Annotated in this window: 18 protein-coding genes and 1 pseudogene; 12 read left to right on the top strand and 7 right to left on the bottom strand. The window is 68.3% G+C overall.

The features are described from left to right. Window positions 1-174, bottom strand: a pseudogene (locus tag MBTS_RS23685) (cystathionine gamma-synthase); the annotation flags it as partial. 106 nt (window positions 175-280) lie between these two features. Here MBTS_RS23685 and MBTS_RS06625 point away from each other — a divergent pair. From MBTS_RS06625 to MBTS_RS06635, 3 genes are read left to right on the top strand one after another with little or no spacing between them, the layout of a single operon-like run. Then, window positions 281-535, top strand: a complete 255-nt coding sequence (locus MBTS_RS06625; protein ID WP_056160562.1) for a type II toxin-antitoxin system RelE family toxin — start codon at window positions 281-283, stop codon at window positions 533-535. Between the two features lie 16 nt (window positions 536-551). Then, window positions 552-980, top strand: a complete 429-nt coding sequence (locus MBTS_RS06630) for a helix-turn-helix domain-containing protein (RefSeq protein WP_018045962.1) — start codon at window positions 552-554, stop codon at window positions 978-980. After that, complete coding sequence (locus MBTS_RS06635; RefSeq protein WP_192215285.1) at window positions 977-1,492, top strand: TspO/MBR family protein; 516 nt, start codon at window positions 977-979, stop codon at window positions 1,490-1,492. The genes MBTS_RS06630 and MBTS_RS06635 overlap by 4 nt, the downstream gene beginning before the upstream one ends. Before the next feature lie 7 nt (window positions 1,493-1,499). Here MBTS_RS06635 and hemA read toward each other — a convergent pair whose 3' ends face one another. Next, complete coding sequence (hemA, locus tag MBTS_RS06640) at window positions 1,500-2,843, bottom strand: 5-aminolevulinate synthase (protein ID WP_056160558.1); 1,344 nt, start codon at window positions 2,841-2,843, stop codon at window positions 1,500-1,502. A gap of 343 nt (window positions 2,844-3,186) precedes the next feature. Here hemA and MBTS_RS06645 point away from each other — a divergent pair, with 343 nt between their 5' ends. Continuing rightward, window positions 3,187-3,354 (top strand): hypothetical protein, encoded by a 168-nt coding sequence (locus MBTS_RS06645; RefSeq protein WP_192215286.1) that lies wholly within the window; start codon window positions 3,187-3,189, stop codon window positions 3,352-3,354. A 138-nt stretch (window positions 3,355-3,492) separates the two neighbouring features. Further along, window positions 3,493-4,782, top strand: a complete 1,290-nt coding sequence (murA, locus tag MBTS_RS06650; protein WP_056148788.1) for a UDP-N-acetylglucosamine 1-carboxyvinyltransferase — start codon at window positions 3,493-3,495, stop codon at window positions 4,780-4,782. Between the two features lie 48 nt (window positions 4,783-4,830). On the opposite strand, the gene MBTS_RS06655 is transcribed toward murA, so the two are convergent. Further along, complete coding sequence (locus tag MBTS_RS06655) at window positions 4,831-5,214, bottom strand: hypothetical protein (protein WP_192215287.1); 384 nt, start codon at window positions 5,212-5,214, stop codon at window positions 4,831-4,833. A 216-nt stretch (window positions 5,215-5,430) separates the two neighbouring features. Here MBTS_RS06655 and MBTS_RS06660 point away from each other — a divergent pair, with 216 nt between their 5' ends. The 4 genes from MBTS_RS06660 (at window position 5,431) to MBTS_RS06675 (ending at window position 8,763) form a co-directional block, all read left to right on the top strand. Continuing rightward, window positions 5,431-5,940: a DUF2948 family protein gene (locus MBTS_RS06660; RefSeq protein ID WP_056148785.1), complete on the top strand. Its 510-nt coding sequence runs from the start codon at window positions 5,431-5,433 to the stop codon at window positions 5,938-5,940. After that, a complete protein-coding gene (hisD, locus tag MBTS_RS06665) occupies window positions 5,940-7,235 on the top strand; it encodes a histidinol dehydrogenase (RefSeq protein ID WP_147831017.1) in 1,296 nt (431 codons plus the stop codon). Before MBTS_RS06660 ends, hisD begins: the two co-directional genes overlap by 1 nt. A 529-nt stretch (window positions 7,236-7,764) precedes the next feature. Continuing rightward, entirely contained in the window at window positions 7,765-8,262 is a 498-nt protein-coding gene (locus MBTS_RS06670) for a UPF0262 family protein (RefSeq protein WP_056160552.1), read from the top strand. 39 nt (window positions 8,263-8,301) lie between these two features. Continuing rightward, complete coding sequence (locus MBTS_RS06675; RefSeq protein WP_147831015.1) at window positions 8,302-8,763, top strand: arsenate-mycothiol transferase ArsC; 462 nt, start codon at window positions 8,302-8,304, stop codon at window positions 8,761-8,763. Here the strand turns inward: MBTS_RS06675 and MBTS_RS06680 are convergent. Next, window positions 8,741-9,652 carry a C40 family peptidase gene (locus tag MBTS_RS06680; RefSeq protein WP_210322696.1) on the bottom strand — a complete coding sequence of 304 codons (912 nt, stop codon included), beginning with the start codon at window positions 9,650-9,652 and terminating at the stop codon, window positions 8,741-8,743. The genes MBTS_RS06675 and MBTS_RS06680 overlap by 23 nt on opposite strands. Before the next feature lie 280 nt (window positions 9,653-9,932). On the opposite strand from MBTS_RS06680, the gene MBTS_RS06685 reads away from it, so the two are divergent. Continuing rightward, window positions 9,933-10,265, top strand: coding sequence for a hypothetical protein (locus MBTS_RS06685; protein WP_018045951.1), 333 nt, complete (start codon window positions 9,933-9,935; stop codon window positions 10,263-10,265). 4 nt (window positions 10,266-10,269) lie between these two features. Here the strand turns inward: MBTS_RS06685 and MBTS_RS06690 are convergent, their stop codons facing one another. From MBTS_RS06690 to MBTS_RS06700, 3 genes are all read right to left on the bottom strand, one after another. Then, window positions 10,270-10,956, bottom strand: coding sequence for an SDR family oxidoreductase (locus tag MBTS_RS06690; RefSeq protein WP_192215288.1), 687 nt, complete (start codon window positions 10,954-10,956; stop codon window positions 10,270-10,272). Between the two features lie 88 nt (window positions 10,957-11,044). Continuing rightward, window positions 11,045-11,761, bottom strand: a complete 717-nt coding sequence (locus MBTS_RS06695) for an MgtC/SapB family protein (protein WP_147831011.1) — start codon at window positions 11,759-11,761, stop codon at window positions 11,045-11,047. A 48-nt stretch (window positions 11,762-11,809) separates the two neighbouring features. Continuing rightward, window positions 11,810-12,712: an alpha/beta fold hydrolase gene (locus MBTS_RS06700; protein WP_147831010.1), complete on the bottom strand. Its 903-nt coding sequence runs from the start codon at window positions 12,710-12,712 to the stop codon at window positions 11,810-11,812. 337 nt (window positions 12,713-13,049) lie between these two features. Between MBTS_RS06700 and MBTS_RS06705 the strand changes: the two genes are divergently transcribed. Together MBTS_RS06705 and MBTS_RS06710 are read left to right on the top strand one after the other, a co-directional pair. Then, entirely contained in the window at window positions 13,050-14,063 is a 1,014-nt protein-coding gene (locus MBTS_RS06705) for an AAA family ATPase (protein ID WP_147831008.1), read from the top strand. 26 nt (window positions 14,064-14,089) lie between these two features. Further along, on the top strand, window positions 14,090-15,022 hold the full coding sequence (locus MBTS_RS06710) for a DUF58 domain-containing protein (protein WP_018045946.1): 933 nt from the start codon (window positions 14,090-14,092) through the stop codon (window positions 15,020-15,022).

Raw genomic sequence — 15,022 nt, forward strand, 5'->3', positions numbered from 1 at the left:
ACCCGAACTGTAGCCGTTGTCGGGATCGCGGAGGAACGTCGTCGAGACATGGAGCGGCGCTACCACCGCCCGCGTCACCGGATCGACATGGCCCATGGCCTGTGCGGCCAGGGTGCGCTTGGTGAAGGGGGGGGTGGGATGTGCGGAGGAGGGGCCGTCGGCGGATTCGGACATGGGTTTCGTTCCGGCAGATGGGCCGCTTGACCCTTGGGAGAGACGTGGCGAAACAATAGCGGAATGCTATGTTCGACCGCGATGAGTTTCGCTATCCGCTAACGTTATGATGCAGGTTGCCTACAGCAAGGATGCCGTGAGGGCACTGGCTCGCATGCCGGCGAACGTAGCGAGACTCATTCGAACGAAGATCGACGAATATGCCGGAAATCCTGCGTCTCAGGCCAACAACGTGAAGGCTCTGAAAGGCCAGCTCGGCGTCTACCGCCTGCGGGTCGGCGACTGGCGAATCCTGTTCACCCAGGACGGGCAGATCCTCGCCATCATCAGAATCGCACCTCGCGGTAGCGCATACGATTGAATCAGGACGGTTCGCCATGGGTGCCCAGACGATCGTGACGGCAGGGGGCGAGCGGCTCGTCGTGTTGCCGGAAGCGGAATACGAAGCTCTTCTCGAAGCCGCCGAGAATGCGGAGGATCGCCTCGCCGTCACCGAGTTCCAGCGCAAGCTGGCCCTTGGTGAAGAGGAACTCGTGCCCTCGGCGATCGTCGAACGACTGCTCTCGGGCGAGAATCGCATCCGTGTCTGGCGCGACCATCGTGGAATGACGGCGGCAATTCTCGCGGACAAAGCCGGCATCGCACAGGCCTACCTGTCGCAGATCGAGACGGGGAAACGGGAGGGGACGATCGAGACCCTGCGCAGGCTCGCCTCGGCCCTGGCCATCTCCCTCGACGATCTCGTCGGGTTCGGCCCCCACGTCACCGGAACGGAGGATCGCGATACGGGTAAGACATCGGCATGACCACGTCTCACATTCCGTATCGCTCGCCGCTCTCTCCGATAGCGAGACTCGCGGTCGCCATCCTGCCCGTCGTGGCCACGTCGGTGATCGGCTCGCTCAGCACCACGCCGAACATCGAGGGCTGGTATGCCGGCCTGACGAAGCCCGGCTTCAACCCGCCGAACTGGCTGTTCCCGGTGGCCTGGACGATCCTCTACGCGATGATCGCGCTGTCGTTCTGGCGCTTGCTCGGGGTGTCTCCGGCGACGGGGCCGACGCGGCGGGCCTGGAATCTGGCGGTCGGTGCCTTCGCCGCCCAACTGGCGCTCAACGCGGCGTGGTCGCCGGTCTTCTTCTCGGCCCATGCCCTCGGCTGGGCGGGGATCGTCGCCGCGGCGATGCTGGTGATGATCCTCTGGACCATCCGCCTGTCCTGGCGCTTCGACCGGTTGGCGGCGTGGCTGCTCGTGCCCTACGCCGCCTGGGTCACCTTCGCGACTCTGCTCACCGTCACGCTCTGGCGGCTGAACTGACCGCTTCCTACTCCGCCGCCTCGACGAACACCGTGCCGGCGCGGGGCAGGTCCAGGGTGTCCCAGGTCTCGGTGAGCGCCGCCGTCAGCCTGGCGATGCGGGCCGCGTCGTGGAACGGCGAGGGCGTGATCCGCAGGCGCTCGGTGCCGCGCGGCACGGTGGGGTAGTTGATCGGCTGGATGTAGATGCCGTGCTGCTCGAGGAGATGGTCGGCCGCCGCCTTGCACAGCTCGGCATCGCCCACCATCACCGGCACGATATGGGTCTCGGTGGGGAGCACCGGCAGGCCCGCCTCTTCCAGCGCCACCTTGGTGAGGGCGGCCTGGCGCTGGTGCGCCGTCCGCTCCACCTGCGAGCGCTTGAGGTAGCGCACCGAGGCGCGGGCCGCGGCCGCGATGGCCGGCGGCAGGGCGGTGGTGAAGATGAAGCCCGGCGCATGGCTGCGCACGGCGTCGCACAGGACCGTCGAGGCGGTGATGTAGCCGCCGACGCAGCCGAAGCCCTTGGCCAGCGTCCCCTCGATCACGTCGACCCGGTGCATCACCCCGTCGCGCTCGGCGATGCCGCCGCCGCGATTCCCGTAGAGGCCCACCGCATGGACCTCGTCGAGATAGGTCATGGCGCCGTATGTGTCGGCCAGATCGCAGATGGCGGCGATGTCGGAGACGTCGCCGTCCATCGAGTAGACGCTCTCGAAGGCGATCAGCTTGGGGCGGTCCCCGGCGGCGATCAGCAGTTCCTCGAGATGGGCGAGATCGTTGTGGCGGAAGATGCGCTTCTCGCAGCCCGAATGGCGCACGCCCTCGATCATCGAATTGTGGTTGAACGCATCCGACAGGATCAGACAGTTCGGGATCAGCTTGGCGATGGTGGAGATGCCGGCCTGGTTCGAGACGTAGCCCGAGGTGAAGACGAGGCCCGCCTCCTTACCGTGCAGGTCGGCGAGCTCGCGCTCCAGGTCCACCAGCGGCGAATTGTTGCCGGCGATGTTGCGGGTGCCTCCGGCGCCGACGCCGCAGCGGGCGGCGGTCTTGGTCATGGCCGAGACCACGTCCGGATGCTGGCCCATGCCGAGATAGTCGTTGGAACACCAGACGGTGATCTCGCGGGTGCTGCCGTCCGGACGGCGCCAGTTGGCCGTGGGGAAGCGCCCGGCGATCCGCTCGATATCGGCGAACACCCGGTAGCGGCGCTCGTCGTGCAGACGGTCCACGGCCTTGCGGAAGTAGCTCTCGTAATCGGTCCGGCCCTGCCCGAACGACGCGCGGGTGGACGATCCCTGGCTGGAGGAATCGCGGGGCGTCGTCGTATCGCTGATCATCGTCATCGCGGGCATCCGATTCACGGGCATCCGTCCTTCACGCTATGGCCGACCGCATGGCAGCGCCGCTCTCGGCGGCTCCGGCATCCGCTCGTCTGCATTCAGCAGCAGCATCGTTACAAAGGGCTTGTTCCGAAGCACCAAACTCTCCGCTGCGGGTCTCGACGACCATGATTCCCGCTGGCGCAACGATCTCGCTTCGCATGGCGCGGAAGGAATCAGACGGTGCTGATTTCGACGCCACGAGCCCGACGATACAGGCGAACTTGGAATTGGTTCAAGTCGACTCCTGCATTCCAGCTCTGCGCCTGTTGAGACCGGGTGGCAAAGCCGGTATTTCGCCCTGGCGACGAAGGGTCGCGCAGTGATCGCCATGAAGAACGACGCCACGCGCAACGAACGGCTGAAGGCGGCCCTGCGAGACAACCTGAAGCGCCGCAAGGCCCAGACGCGGGTCCGCGGGCAGGCCAGCGCCGCGGCGGAAACCGGCGATGCCGGCGAGCGACCGAACGCGAAGCCGGATCGCGACGCAGACGGCTGACGATCCTTTTTCGGACAAAACTCACGTATAGGCGGCTCGATAAGGCCGTGCCGCGAGCGCACCGCCACTGTTTGCAGAACCAGGACGGCACCGCCCTCCCGTCACGGGAACGGGCAGGACGCCGCGCGAAGGACGACGATGGACCGGATCAACATCATCGGCGGAAAGCCGCTCCACGGCGTGATCCCGATCTCGGGCGCCAAGAACGCGGCCCTGCCCCTGATGATCGCGAGCCTGATGACGGGGGAATCCCTCGAACTCATGAATGTGCCGCGCCTCGCCGACATCCACGCCCTGCTGCGCATCCTCGGCAACCACGGCGTCGACCACATGGTGGTGGGCAAGCGCCCCGGTGATACGACGGAGACCGGCCAGACCATCCGGCTCACCGCCTCCAACGTCATCGACACCACCGCGCCCTACGAGCTCGTCTCCACCATGCGGGCGAGTTTCTGGGTCATCGCGCCGCTGCTCGCGCGCTTCGGCGAGGCCCGCGTCTCCATGCCCGGCGGCTGCGCCATCGGCACCCGGCCCATCGACCTGATGCTGATGGCCCTGGAGCGCCTCGGCGCCACCGTCGAGATCGATGGCGGATACGTGGTGGCGAAGGCCAAGAACGGCCTCCGCGGCGGCGAGATCCACTTCCCCAAGGTCACGGTGGGCGGCACCCATGTGGCGTTGATGGCGGCATCGCTCGCCAACGGCTCGACCCTGATCGAGAATGCCGCCCGCGAGCCGGAAGTGGTCGATCTCGCGGATTGCCTCATCAAGATGGGCGCCAGGATCTCCGGGGCCGGCACCCCGCGCATCACCATCGAGGGCGTCTCGCGCCTCAACGGCGCCCGCCACACCGTCCTGCCGGACCGGATCGAGACCGGCACCTACGCCATGGCGGCCGCCATGGTGGGGGGCGACGTGACCCTGGAGAACACCCGGGCCGACCTGCTGCACAGCGCACTCGACGTGCTGACGACGACGGGTGCCGAGATCACCAGCACCGCCGACACGATCCGCATCCGGCGCAATGGCGGCGGCATCGCTGCGGTGGACGTGACCACCGACCCGTTCCCGGGCTTCCCCACCGACCTGCAGGCGCAGTTCATGGCGCTGATGACCCTGGCCAAGGGCCAGTCCCACATCCGCGAGACCATCTTCGAGAACCGTTTCATGCACGTGCAGGAACTGGCGCGCCTCGGCGCCAAGATCCGGCTCGAAGGGGATCTGGCCATCGTCGACGGCGTGGAGCGCCTCAAGGGCGCCCCGGTCATGGCGACCGACCTGCGTGCCTCGGTCTCCCTCGTCATCGCCGGCCTCGCCGCCGAGGGCGAGACCAGCATCAACCGGGTCTACCATCTCGACCGCGGCTTCGAGGCGCTGGAGGCCAAGCTCGGCCGCTGCGGCGCCGAGATCAGCCGGGTCCGCTCCTGACCACCCTGTCCGACCCGGGAGGCGGTCCGCGCCTCCCGGACGAAGGCCCTATTCCAGCACGTTGCCGCGCTTGGGGCCGAAGCCCGGGATGTCGCAGCGGCAGGGCGACTGGATCGGGCTCGGATAGGCGGGGCAATTGCCGCGCGAGGTGACGCAAACGCTGCCCATGCGCTGGCGTCCGTATCGCGGCGGCAGGGGACGGCGCTCGCCATCGTCGTACGGCCGGGCATAGCGATCGTAGCGATCGTAGCGATCGTAGCGATCGTAGCCGCGCGACCGGTCGTCGCCGTAGGGCGACCGGTCGTAGGTGGGCCGGTTGTAGCCGTCGTCGGGATAGTGCGGAACCTGGGCTTGGGCTGACCCTAGGCCGGCCGCCACCGTCAGGACGGTGACGGCAGCAAGGGCGATACGACGTACAGGTCCGGCGGTCATGGCTTTGGATATCCCAATTCGGAAGTCTGCGAAGGCATAGTTCCTTCCGCATGAACGTCGTCTGACGTCGCCGCGGCGAACGGCCCGTCTCGCCGGCACGCTGCAATTGTTCCGGGCCGCGCGGTTGCCGCAGGGCGGCCGCCTCGCTACCTACGGCCGACCCACTTTCACACCCGGCGCCCGATCCGGCGGTGTCCGGCCAGATGCGAACCCGACATGGAGCTCCTCAAGCTCGCTGCCCTCGACGCGGAGGATCTCGCCATCCTCTCGGCTCATCTCCAGGATGCGGTCCTGCGCCCGCAGGACCTCGCCTATCTGGCGTCGTCGCACCGCTTCGTGCTGGTCGGGCGGCGTTTCGACTGGTCGACGCCGGATGCCGAGGCCCCGCGCCGGCGCCTCACCGGCCTCCATTTCGAGCGGGTCATGGCCGTGCGCGCACGCGGGATCACGCCCGGCTCCACCTCCGACGAGCCGCTCAGCCTGCTGGCCGTCACCTTCGAGCCGAAGGAGGACCCCTCCGGCACCGTCACCCTGGTCTTTGCCGGCAAAGCGGCGATCCAGCTCGATGTGGAATGCATCGAGGCGCGGCTGAAGGATCTCGGTCCGGTCTGGGAGGTGGAAGGCCGCCCCGACCACGAGGCGGCGGAAGCCGGCCGTGCCGCGATCCGGGGACAAGCGGGCACGGTCCCCTCCGCCAAGGACAACGTCTTGAAAGATTCCGCCTGATGATGCGCCTCGACAGCCGCGACGCCGATTTCGCCGCCGCCTTCGCCGGTCTTCTCAGCGTCAAGCGCGAGATTTCCGAGGATGTGGACGAGACCGTGCGCGGGATCATCGCCGGCGTGGTCTCCGGGGGCGACGCGGCCCTGGTGGACTACACCCGCCGCTTCGACCGGCTCGGCGAGGATTTTTCCGCCACCTCTCTTCGGGTGACGCCCGATGAGGTGCGGGCGGCCATCGCCGCCTGTCCGGCCGACGCCCTCGACGCCCTGCGGCTCGCGGCGACCCGCATCGAAGCCTTCCATCGCGGCCAGGTACCCGGCGACCACATGGCCACCGACGAGATCGGCGTGACCTCGGGCTGGCGCTGGACGGCGCTCGAATCGGTCGGCCTCTACGTGCCCGGCGGAACCGCGAGCTACCCCTCCTCCGTCCTGATGAACGCCATTCCCGCCCGCGTCGCGGGGGTGCCGCGCGTCGTCATGGTGGTGCCGATGCCGGAGGGGCAGATGAACCCCCTCGTGCTCGCCGCCGCCGACCTCGCCGGTGTCAGCGAGATCTACCGCGTCGGCGGCGCTCAGGCCGTGGCGGCGCTGGCCTACGGCACCGAGACCATCGCCCCCGTGGCCAAGATCGTCGGACCCGGCAATGCCTGGGTGGCGGCGGCCAAGCGCCGGGTCTTCGGGCAGGTCGGAATCGACATGATCGCCGGCCCGTCCGAGGTGTTGATCCTCGCCGACGGCCACGCCAACCCCGATTGGGTCGCCGCCGACCTCCTCGCCCAGGCCGAGCACGATGTGGCCGCCCAGTCGATCCTCATCACCGATTCGTCCGAGCTCGCCGACGCCGTGGAGAGCGCCGTGGAACGCGCTCTGGCCACCCTGCCCCGGGCCGACATCGCCCGGGCGAGCTGGCGCGATTACGGGGCGATCGTCCGCGTCCGCGATTTCGACGAGGCCGTCCCCCTGGTGGACCGCCTCGCCCCGGAGCATCTGGAGATCGAGACCGCCGACCCGGAGGCCCTGGCCGCCAAGGTCCGCAATGCCGGCGCGATCTTCCTCGGCAGCCATACGCCGGAAGCCATCGGCGATTACGTCGGCGGCCCGAACCACGTGCTGCCCACCGCCCGCTCGGCCCGGTTCTCCTCGGGCCTCGGCGTGCTCGATTTCATGAAGCGGACGACGATCCTGCGCTGCGATCCCGCGGCGCTGAGGGCCTTGGGGCCGGCAGCCATCGCCCTGGGACGGTCGGAGGGCCTCGACGGCCACGCCCGCTCGGTGGCGATCCGCCTGAATTTGTGAGGATATTTACGGATCGGCGCTCAAGTATTGGCAACTGTCGTGAGACCGAGACGAGTCGTAGCCGTCCTGTTACACGGCGCCGCCATGCTTTTCGCTTGTGGAACTGCTTCGGCCGATTACGCGGGCATAGAGGGGAAATGTTGGAAAAGAGAACGATTTTCTCCTCTGATCCGTTGGCCGACGAGCGAACTGACATATTGTTTTCGCTCAAATGGGAAAATCGACGGATTCTGGTTTGATGCAGGAGATGGAGGCGATCTTCGAGCATCCTGGAGAGGACAACTCGGTAAGATTCTCATCAAACGGTCGGTGTTCGGTAAAAGCGATCATAAAGACGAATGCGTGGCCCGATTAGAGCCTCACCACGATGTCCTGGTTCTAACGCGTTGTGCTCATGAAGGTGAATGGATCTTCGACGGGGGCATGACGAAGGCAGTTTTTGGTGGAAGATAGGCGCGGGCAGGTTCGAGACGCTGTTTTCGATGATGGGACGACAGCGTGCTCGGCGCGGCCCCAGAAAGTGGGTAGGATGACGGCCAAAGCCACTGAAGATGCGTCACAATCCATCCACCGCCTCGCGGCGGTGACCTTCGACGAAGATTCCATCGGCCGGGGCAACCCCGACCAAGAGCACGAGCGCGCCATCGCGATCTTCGACATCCTGGAGGAGAACCACTTCTCCATTCCCGGACGCGAGGGACCCTACGCCCTCACCCTCGGCCTCGTGGAGAACAAGCTCTCCTTCGCGATCCGCCGCGAGGACGGCGAGCCGGTGATGACCCATCTCCTGTCACTGACCCCGTTCCGCCGGGTGATCCGCGACTACGAGATGATCTGCGAGAGCTACTACAACGCGATCAAGACCGCCTCGCCGACCCAGATCGAGGCGATCGACATGGGACGGCGCGGCCTGCACAACGAAGCCTCCGAACTCCTCCGGCAGCGCCTCGAGGGCAAGGTCGATCTCGACCACGACACCGCGCGACGCCTGTTCACCTTGGTCTTCGCCTTGCACTGGAAGGCGTGAGCGCCCTCCCCGTCGTTTGAAGCCCGAGGCAGTCACCGGATGGCGGAAGAGGCCGGCCCGAAGAAGACGCGCGTGCAGTCGGTGCTGTTCATGTGCAACTTCAACGCCGTGCGGTCCCTCGCGGCGGAGGCGGTGGCGCGCCACTATTTCGGCAAGTCCACCTATGTCCAGTCGGCGGGCGTCCGCTCCGGCGAGCCGGCCGACCCGTTCATGGTGGCGGCCCTCGACGAGATCGGCATCAACGCCTCCAAGCACCGGCCCCGGACCCTCCTCGAACTCGAGGAATGGGAGGGGCTGAACTTCGACCTCATCATCACCCTGTCGCCCGAGGCCCACCACGCGGCCCTGGAGGTCACCCGCACCAACGCCGTGGACGTGGAGTACTGGCCGACGCCGGACCCGACGCTGATGCAGGAAGCCTCCCGCGAGCAGCGCCTCGACGCCTACCGCGACGTCCGCGACGGGCTGATCACCCGCATCAAGACCCGACTGAACTCGTGATCCGCCGGATCGACGTCACGGCGCCGTAGCTCTTCTCGGCGATGCGCTCCACCGCTCCCGCCAGGGGCTCCACCGCCACCGTCATGTGGTGGCCGTTGGCGTGGATGAGGCGGGTCTCGTCCAGCATCATCCCCACATGGCCTCGCCAGAAGACGAGGTCGCCCCGAACCAAGCCGTCGAGACGCGTGGGCAGCGCCGTGCCGAGACCCGCCTCCTGCTGGTCCGCGTCGCGGGGAGACGGAATGCCCGCCAGGGCGAGGCAGAGCTGGACGAGGCCCGAGCAATCGAGCCCGAGGCTGGTGCGCCCGCCCCAGAGATAGGGCGTGCCCACGAGACGCTCGGCGGTGGCGGCAGGATCGGGCTCCACGATGCCGACGGGCGCGCAATGATCGGCGAAGACGTAAGCGCCGTCGGCAAAGGCACCATCGTGAAAGGTATGGGCACCGTCGGCGAGGCGCAGGAAATCGCCCTCCCGCCCGGCGATGCCGAGCCCGGCGCCGAGGCTCACATGGCCCAGGGGCGGCCGCTTCATGTTGGCGGCCGGATAGAGGAATGTCCGCAGGGCCGTCACCCGGTGGGTCGGGGGCGGAACATCCAGGGCGATGGCGGCCTCCGGCAGGTAGCCGACATAGCCGTCGTTTTCGAGCTGCACGAAGGCGAAGCCCTCTCCCGTGTCGTAGAGGGTGACGGGATCGCCCATCACCGCCTCGGTCTCGATCCCCGCGTCCCCGCTCGGCCTGCGCCGCAACGGGGCCGAGGCGGCGATGAGGCGGGCGCTTTGCCCTGCGACGTAGCGGGCGGCATCCACACGGCCCCGCAGCCGGATATCGGCCAGATCGGGGCGGGCCGGGACCAGCCTGGCGTCGGAGAGATCGGTGATGGGAAACATGGTCCGGCCAGTATCGGCGGCGGCGTGGCCGCATGCAACGGCGCGAGGATCGGGTCGCTCATCGCTTTACGGATGCGACATATCGACACCATATGATGCCCGTTCCATGGGCAATTTGACGACCATGCGGATGCAGGCAGAGCAACTTTCGCCGGATCTGCGGGAAAATCCGGCGGTGATGGGGGGATGCATGGAACGCGTGGGTGCGTCGTCGAAATGGTGCAATGCACTCTCTCCGCCGTCGCGCTATCCTCGGTTGGTGTGGAGCGCGGGCCGAGTCGTGAAGAAGACGCCGAAATCCTTTCAGGATCTGCCGCCGATCCGTGTCCGGCGCGAACCGCCGACGATCCCCGAGGCGATCGCCGCCGCTCAGGATCTCGCCGACGATCTCGAACAGCAGGTCGAGATCGCCGCCGGCCTGATCGGTCTTCCCCTCGACGAGGTGCGCCCGCACGTGCTCGCCGCCGAGAAGCCGAAGCCCGAGCGGATCTCCGAGCGCATCCTCACCGCCGGCGGCCCGAGCCGGGCGCCGCGTACCGTCATCGTCGAGCGCCGCACCCGCCCGCCGGTGGTGGTGGAGCGGCGCGGCCGCCCCCTCGACGGACGGCGCTGAGCGCCTACCAGGCCAGGGTCGCGCCGGTATAGTCGAGATAGGCGATGCCGGTTTTGCCGAGCCGGGCCTCGATGACATCCGTGAGTCCGGTGACGCTCGTCGTCACGTCGATATCCGCCTCCTCTCCGCCCATCTCCGTGCGGACCCAGCCGGGATGGAGGAGGAGGACGCCAAATCCCTCGTCGCGGTGACGAATCTCGAAGCTGATCGCCAGGGTGTTCAACGCCGCCTTGCTCGCGCGGTAGGTCTCCCATCCGCCGCTCTCGTTGAGGGCGACACTGCCGAGGATGGAACTCATGAAGGCGATGAGGCCGTTGCCCGCCAGCCGGTCGCGGAACAGCTCGGCGAAGCGGATCGGGCTGATGGCGTTGGTCAGGTAGACCTGCGCGGCGACATCGCGCGGGACGTCATGGGCGGGGTCGTGCGCCTGGGTCGCCACGCCCGCCACCACGAAGATCAGGTCGTAGCGCTGGTTCGCAAGCCGGTCATGAAGGGCGGCCACCGCCCCGTCATCGTCGATATCGGCGGTCTCGATGGAGAGCGCATCGGAGGCGAGCGCCGCCAATCCGGCGGAGGGCGAGCGCTGCGTGGCGGTGACCGCCCAGCCGCGGGCGAGGAACGTTTCCACCAATCCGAGGCCGAGGCCGCGCGAGGCCCCGACGATCAATGCGTTCTTGCGTGCTTCGGTCATGGCAAGGGCTCTCCACCACCGGGGCGGAGCCCGGCATCACGGGTCTAGGTTGGTCGTTTCCACGCGGCGGCAATGGCCGCGAGCGCGCTCAATCGGCGGTCTGGACCGACCAGGTCGCATGGCTGATCCGCTCGTCGCGCTCCAACCCGGCCACCACGGCATCGAGTTCGGCGGAGTCCACCGCCGTCGCCACCAGGGTCGCCACCACTTCCACCGTCTCCTCGCCGCGTTCCACCACTTCGGTTCCCCCGACCGGATAATGCGCCGCCTCCAGCCGTTCCACGAGAAGGTCGCGGGCGGGGCCGGCATGTTCGGCCGGAACCGTGATCTGCACTTCGTAGGTGGCCTCGGTCTGGCTCTCGTCGATGGGAACGCGGTTGATGGCGTTGACGAGGGGCCGCAGCAGGGTGTTGCCGGACAGGACCGCCGCCGTGACGAAACAGGCCTCCAGGGGGAAGTCGGCGCCGGCGAAAGCCCCCACCGCCGCCGAACACCAGAGCGTGGCGGCGGTGTTGAGGCCGCGGACGTTCATCCCCTCCTTCATGATGACGCCGGCCCCGAGGAAACCGACGCCCGAGATGACGTAGGCGACCGTGCTCACCGCGCCGCGCGTTCCTTCGAGGCGCATGCCGAGATCGACGAAGGCCGCGGCCCCCACCGCCACCAGCACGTTGGTGCGCAGGCCCGCCGTGCGCTGGCGATACTGCCGCTCGGCCCCGATCATCGTGCCGAGGACGAACGCGACGACGAGGCTGATGGCGGAATTGACGAATTCCGGGAGCGGCGAGGCGAAGAGCGCGGTCATGGGCGCTGCATGTCGCCGGCCCATGACGAAACGGTGACGCTTCGCGCGTCAGCCATCGAGAAAGGCCCGCAGGGCTTTGAGGGTTTCGGGAGCGTTCTCCTCCGCCAGGAAATGGCCGGAGGTGATGTCCACGGCCACGGCCTTCGGCGCGAAGGTGCGCTGCCAGGCCGCCAGCGGGGTCTCGTGCGAATGGTCGAGATAGCCGTCTCCGGTGAGGATCAGGGTCCGGCAGGACAAGGTCTTGCCCGCCGCGAGGTCGTCCAGATCCGCCTCGCGGTCGCGGGTCGCGCCGGCCCGGTAATCCTCGCAGAAGGCGTGGATGCGCTCGGGAACGGTCCAGTTGTCGCGATAGAGGCGCAAGGCTTCCCAAGCGAAGGGGTCGAGGCTTCGGGCGTTGCTCCATTGCCGGAGGAGCCCCTCGAAATAGGCGACCGGATCGCGGCCGATCTCCTCCTCCGGACGGGGGGCCGGCCGGGCCAGGGATGCCCAATGCGACGACACGTCGGGATCGGCTTCGATCCGCTCCCACTGGACGAGGGTGGGCAGGATATCGAGGAGGGCGAGGCGCTCGATCCGGCCCGGCTCGTCGAGGGCGAGGCGGTAGCCCACCCGCGCGCCGCGATCGTGACCCACGAGTGCGAAGCGGACATGGCCGAGCCGCTCCATGACCGCCACCACGTCGCGTCCCATGCGGCGCTTGGAATAGACGTCGTGGCGGGCGTCACCCTTGGGCGCTTCCGACCAGCCGTAGCCTTTCTGATCCAGGCACACCACGCGATGGGTCTCGGCCAAAGCCGGCGCGATGTGGTGCCAGCAGGCATGGGTCTGCGGAAATCCGTGGAGGAGGATCACGGGAGGCGCATCGTCCCGGCCGCCGCTGCGGGCGAAGAAACGCCCCTCCGGAATGTCGATCCAGTCCGCGCTGAAGCCGGGGAAGAGGTCCGCACTCATGGTCTGCTCCAGTCTGCCCGCTGGGTTGAGACGGAAACCGGGAGGCCGTCCCTCGGTTTCCACCGGCGTCGCGCGGGATGCGACATAACGCCGAATTCCGGCCTAAATCCTTCGGATCGGCAGAGAAATCCGCTCTGCATGCACTCGACTTCATGAAATCCCGGTGGTCGGGCATTCTGCCCGATCTCACCCTCGTGTTTCACGGGAAACGTCCCACGGGATTGACGCCGGTGCTCCGCTGCATGCACACCCGATCGACATAGGGATCTCTTAAGAATCCGCCCGAGGAGACGCGCATGGTGCTGTACGCCGGCCCTGCCACGATCATGACCCGCTCATGAGTAATGCGACATTGGCCACGCGTCCCGCCACCTCGACGGTGCCGGTCGCCGACGAGGCCCTGCGTGCCCGCGTCTTCGCCCTGCGCGATGGGTTGAGCCATGGGCTCATCGGCGCGGAGACCCTGGTGGAGCGCCTGCTCATCGGGCTTCTCACTGGTGGCCATCTCCTCATCGAGGGTGCGCCCGGCCTCGCCAAGACCCGCGCGGTCAAGCGCCTGTCGGACGGGCTCGACGGCAGCTTCGCCCGCATCCAGTGCACGCCCGATCTGATGCCGGCCGATCTCACCGGCACCACCGTCTGGCGCCAGGATGCCGGCGATTTCGAGTTCCTGCCCGGCCCGCTGTTCCATTCGCTGATCCTCGTGGACGAGGTGAACCGCGCCCCGCCCAAGGTCCAGTCGGCGCTACTGGAATCCATGGCCGAGGGCCAGATCACGGTCGCCGGTCACACCCATGTCCTGCCCGACCCGTTCATGGTGGTGGCGACCCAGAACCCCATCGAGCACGCGGGCACCTTCCCCCTGCCGGAAGCCCAGCTCGACCGCTTCCTCCTCCACGTGGTGGTGGAGATGCCCGACGAGGCCTCCGAGCGCCGCATCCTCGACCTCGTCGAGGGCGAACTGAACCACCATGCCGAGGCGATGTCGGTGAAGCTCACCGTGGCGGAGATCCGCGCCGCGCGCGCGGCGGCCCTCAATGTCCACGTCTCGTCGGCCCTCAAGGATTATCTGGTGCGGCTCGTGGCCGGCACCCGCACCGACAAGGCCGCCCCGGATCTCCGCGCCTCGATCGAGCATCCGGCCTCCCCGCGCGGGACGCTGGCGCTGATGCTCGCCGGCAAGGCGCGGGCCTATCTGCGCGGCCGCGACCACGTGATCCCGGAGGATATCTCCGATCTCGCCGCCGACGCCCTGGCGCACCGGATCGGTCTCACCTGGCGCGCCGCCGCCGAGGGACAGACCGCGCGGGGCATCATCACGGGCCTCGTCCAGCGGGTCCGGGCGCTCTGAGGCGGAATGGTCGCGTAGACACAGCCATGGCGTCCAATCCCGGCCTCCCGACAGGTTCCGCGCACGGACCCGGCATCCATCTGTCGGGCGAGGCCCTGATGGGCCTGCGCCACCTTGCGCGGCGCGGGATCTCGCCGGCCACCCGCACCCTGGCGGGCCTTCCCGGCGGCATCGTCACGCGGCGGCGCGGACGCGGATCGGAGCCCGACGACGTGCGGCTCTGGTCCGAGGGCGACGACCGCCGCCATATCGACCGCAACGCCACCGCCCGCACCGGCATCCTCCACGTGCGGACCCACCATGACGAGCGCGACCGCGCGGTGGTGCTGCTGGCGGATTTCCGCCCCTCCATGCTGTTCGGCACGCGCCGCGCCCTGCGCTCGGTGGCGGCGGCCGAAGCCCTGGTGCTGCTGGGCTGGCGCATCGTCGGCGATGGCGGCCGGATCGGCCTCGTGGCCGCGTCCTCGGGGGAGCCGGTGGTGGTCCGTCCCGGCGGCGGCGAGCGGGCCATGACGGCGGTGACGGGTGCGCTGGCCATGGCCCACGCCCAGGCGCTCGCGGCCTCGGACAGGACGGACCCTCCCCTCGACCGAAGCCTCACCGTGGCGGCGAGCCTGCTTCCGTCCGGCGGACATCTCGTCATCGGCAGCGCGCTGGACGCGCCGGGGCCTGAATTCGACCACCTGCTCACCGTGCTGGCCGAGCGCCTGTCGATCCGCCTCGTCCTCGTCAGCGATGCGTTCGAGCGCAGGAAGCCGGCGGGGTTCTTTCCGTTCGCCACGCCGGATGGGCAGCGCGGCACGGTTCAGGTCGGGCGTTCCGCCGCCAATACGGACGGCGCACCCGACGACCGACTCATCGCCTATGCCCGACGCGGGATCGAGGGCCTGCGCCTCGACGCCGAGGCCGGCCCCGAGGCCTATGCTCCGCTGATGGAACGTCTCGATGCGGTGCTGTAG

Source organism: Methylobacterium bullatum (genome assembly GCF_014845095.1).
Classification (GTDB): Bacteria; Pseudomonadota; Alphaproteobacteria; order Rhizobiales; family Beijerinckiaceae; genus Methylobacterium; species Methylobacterium bullatum.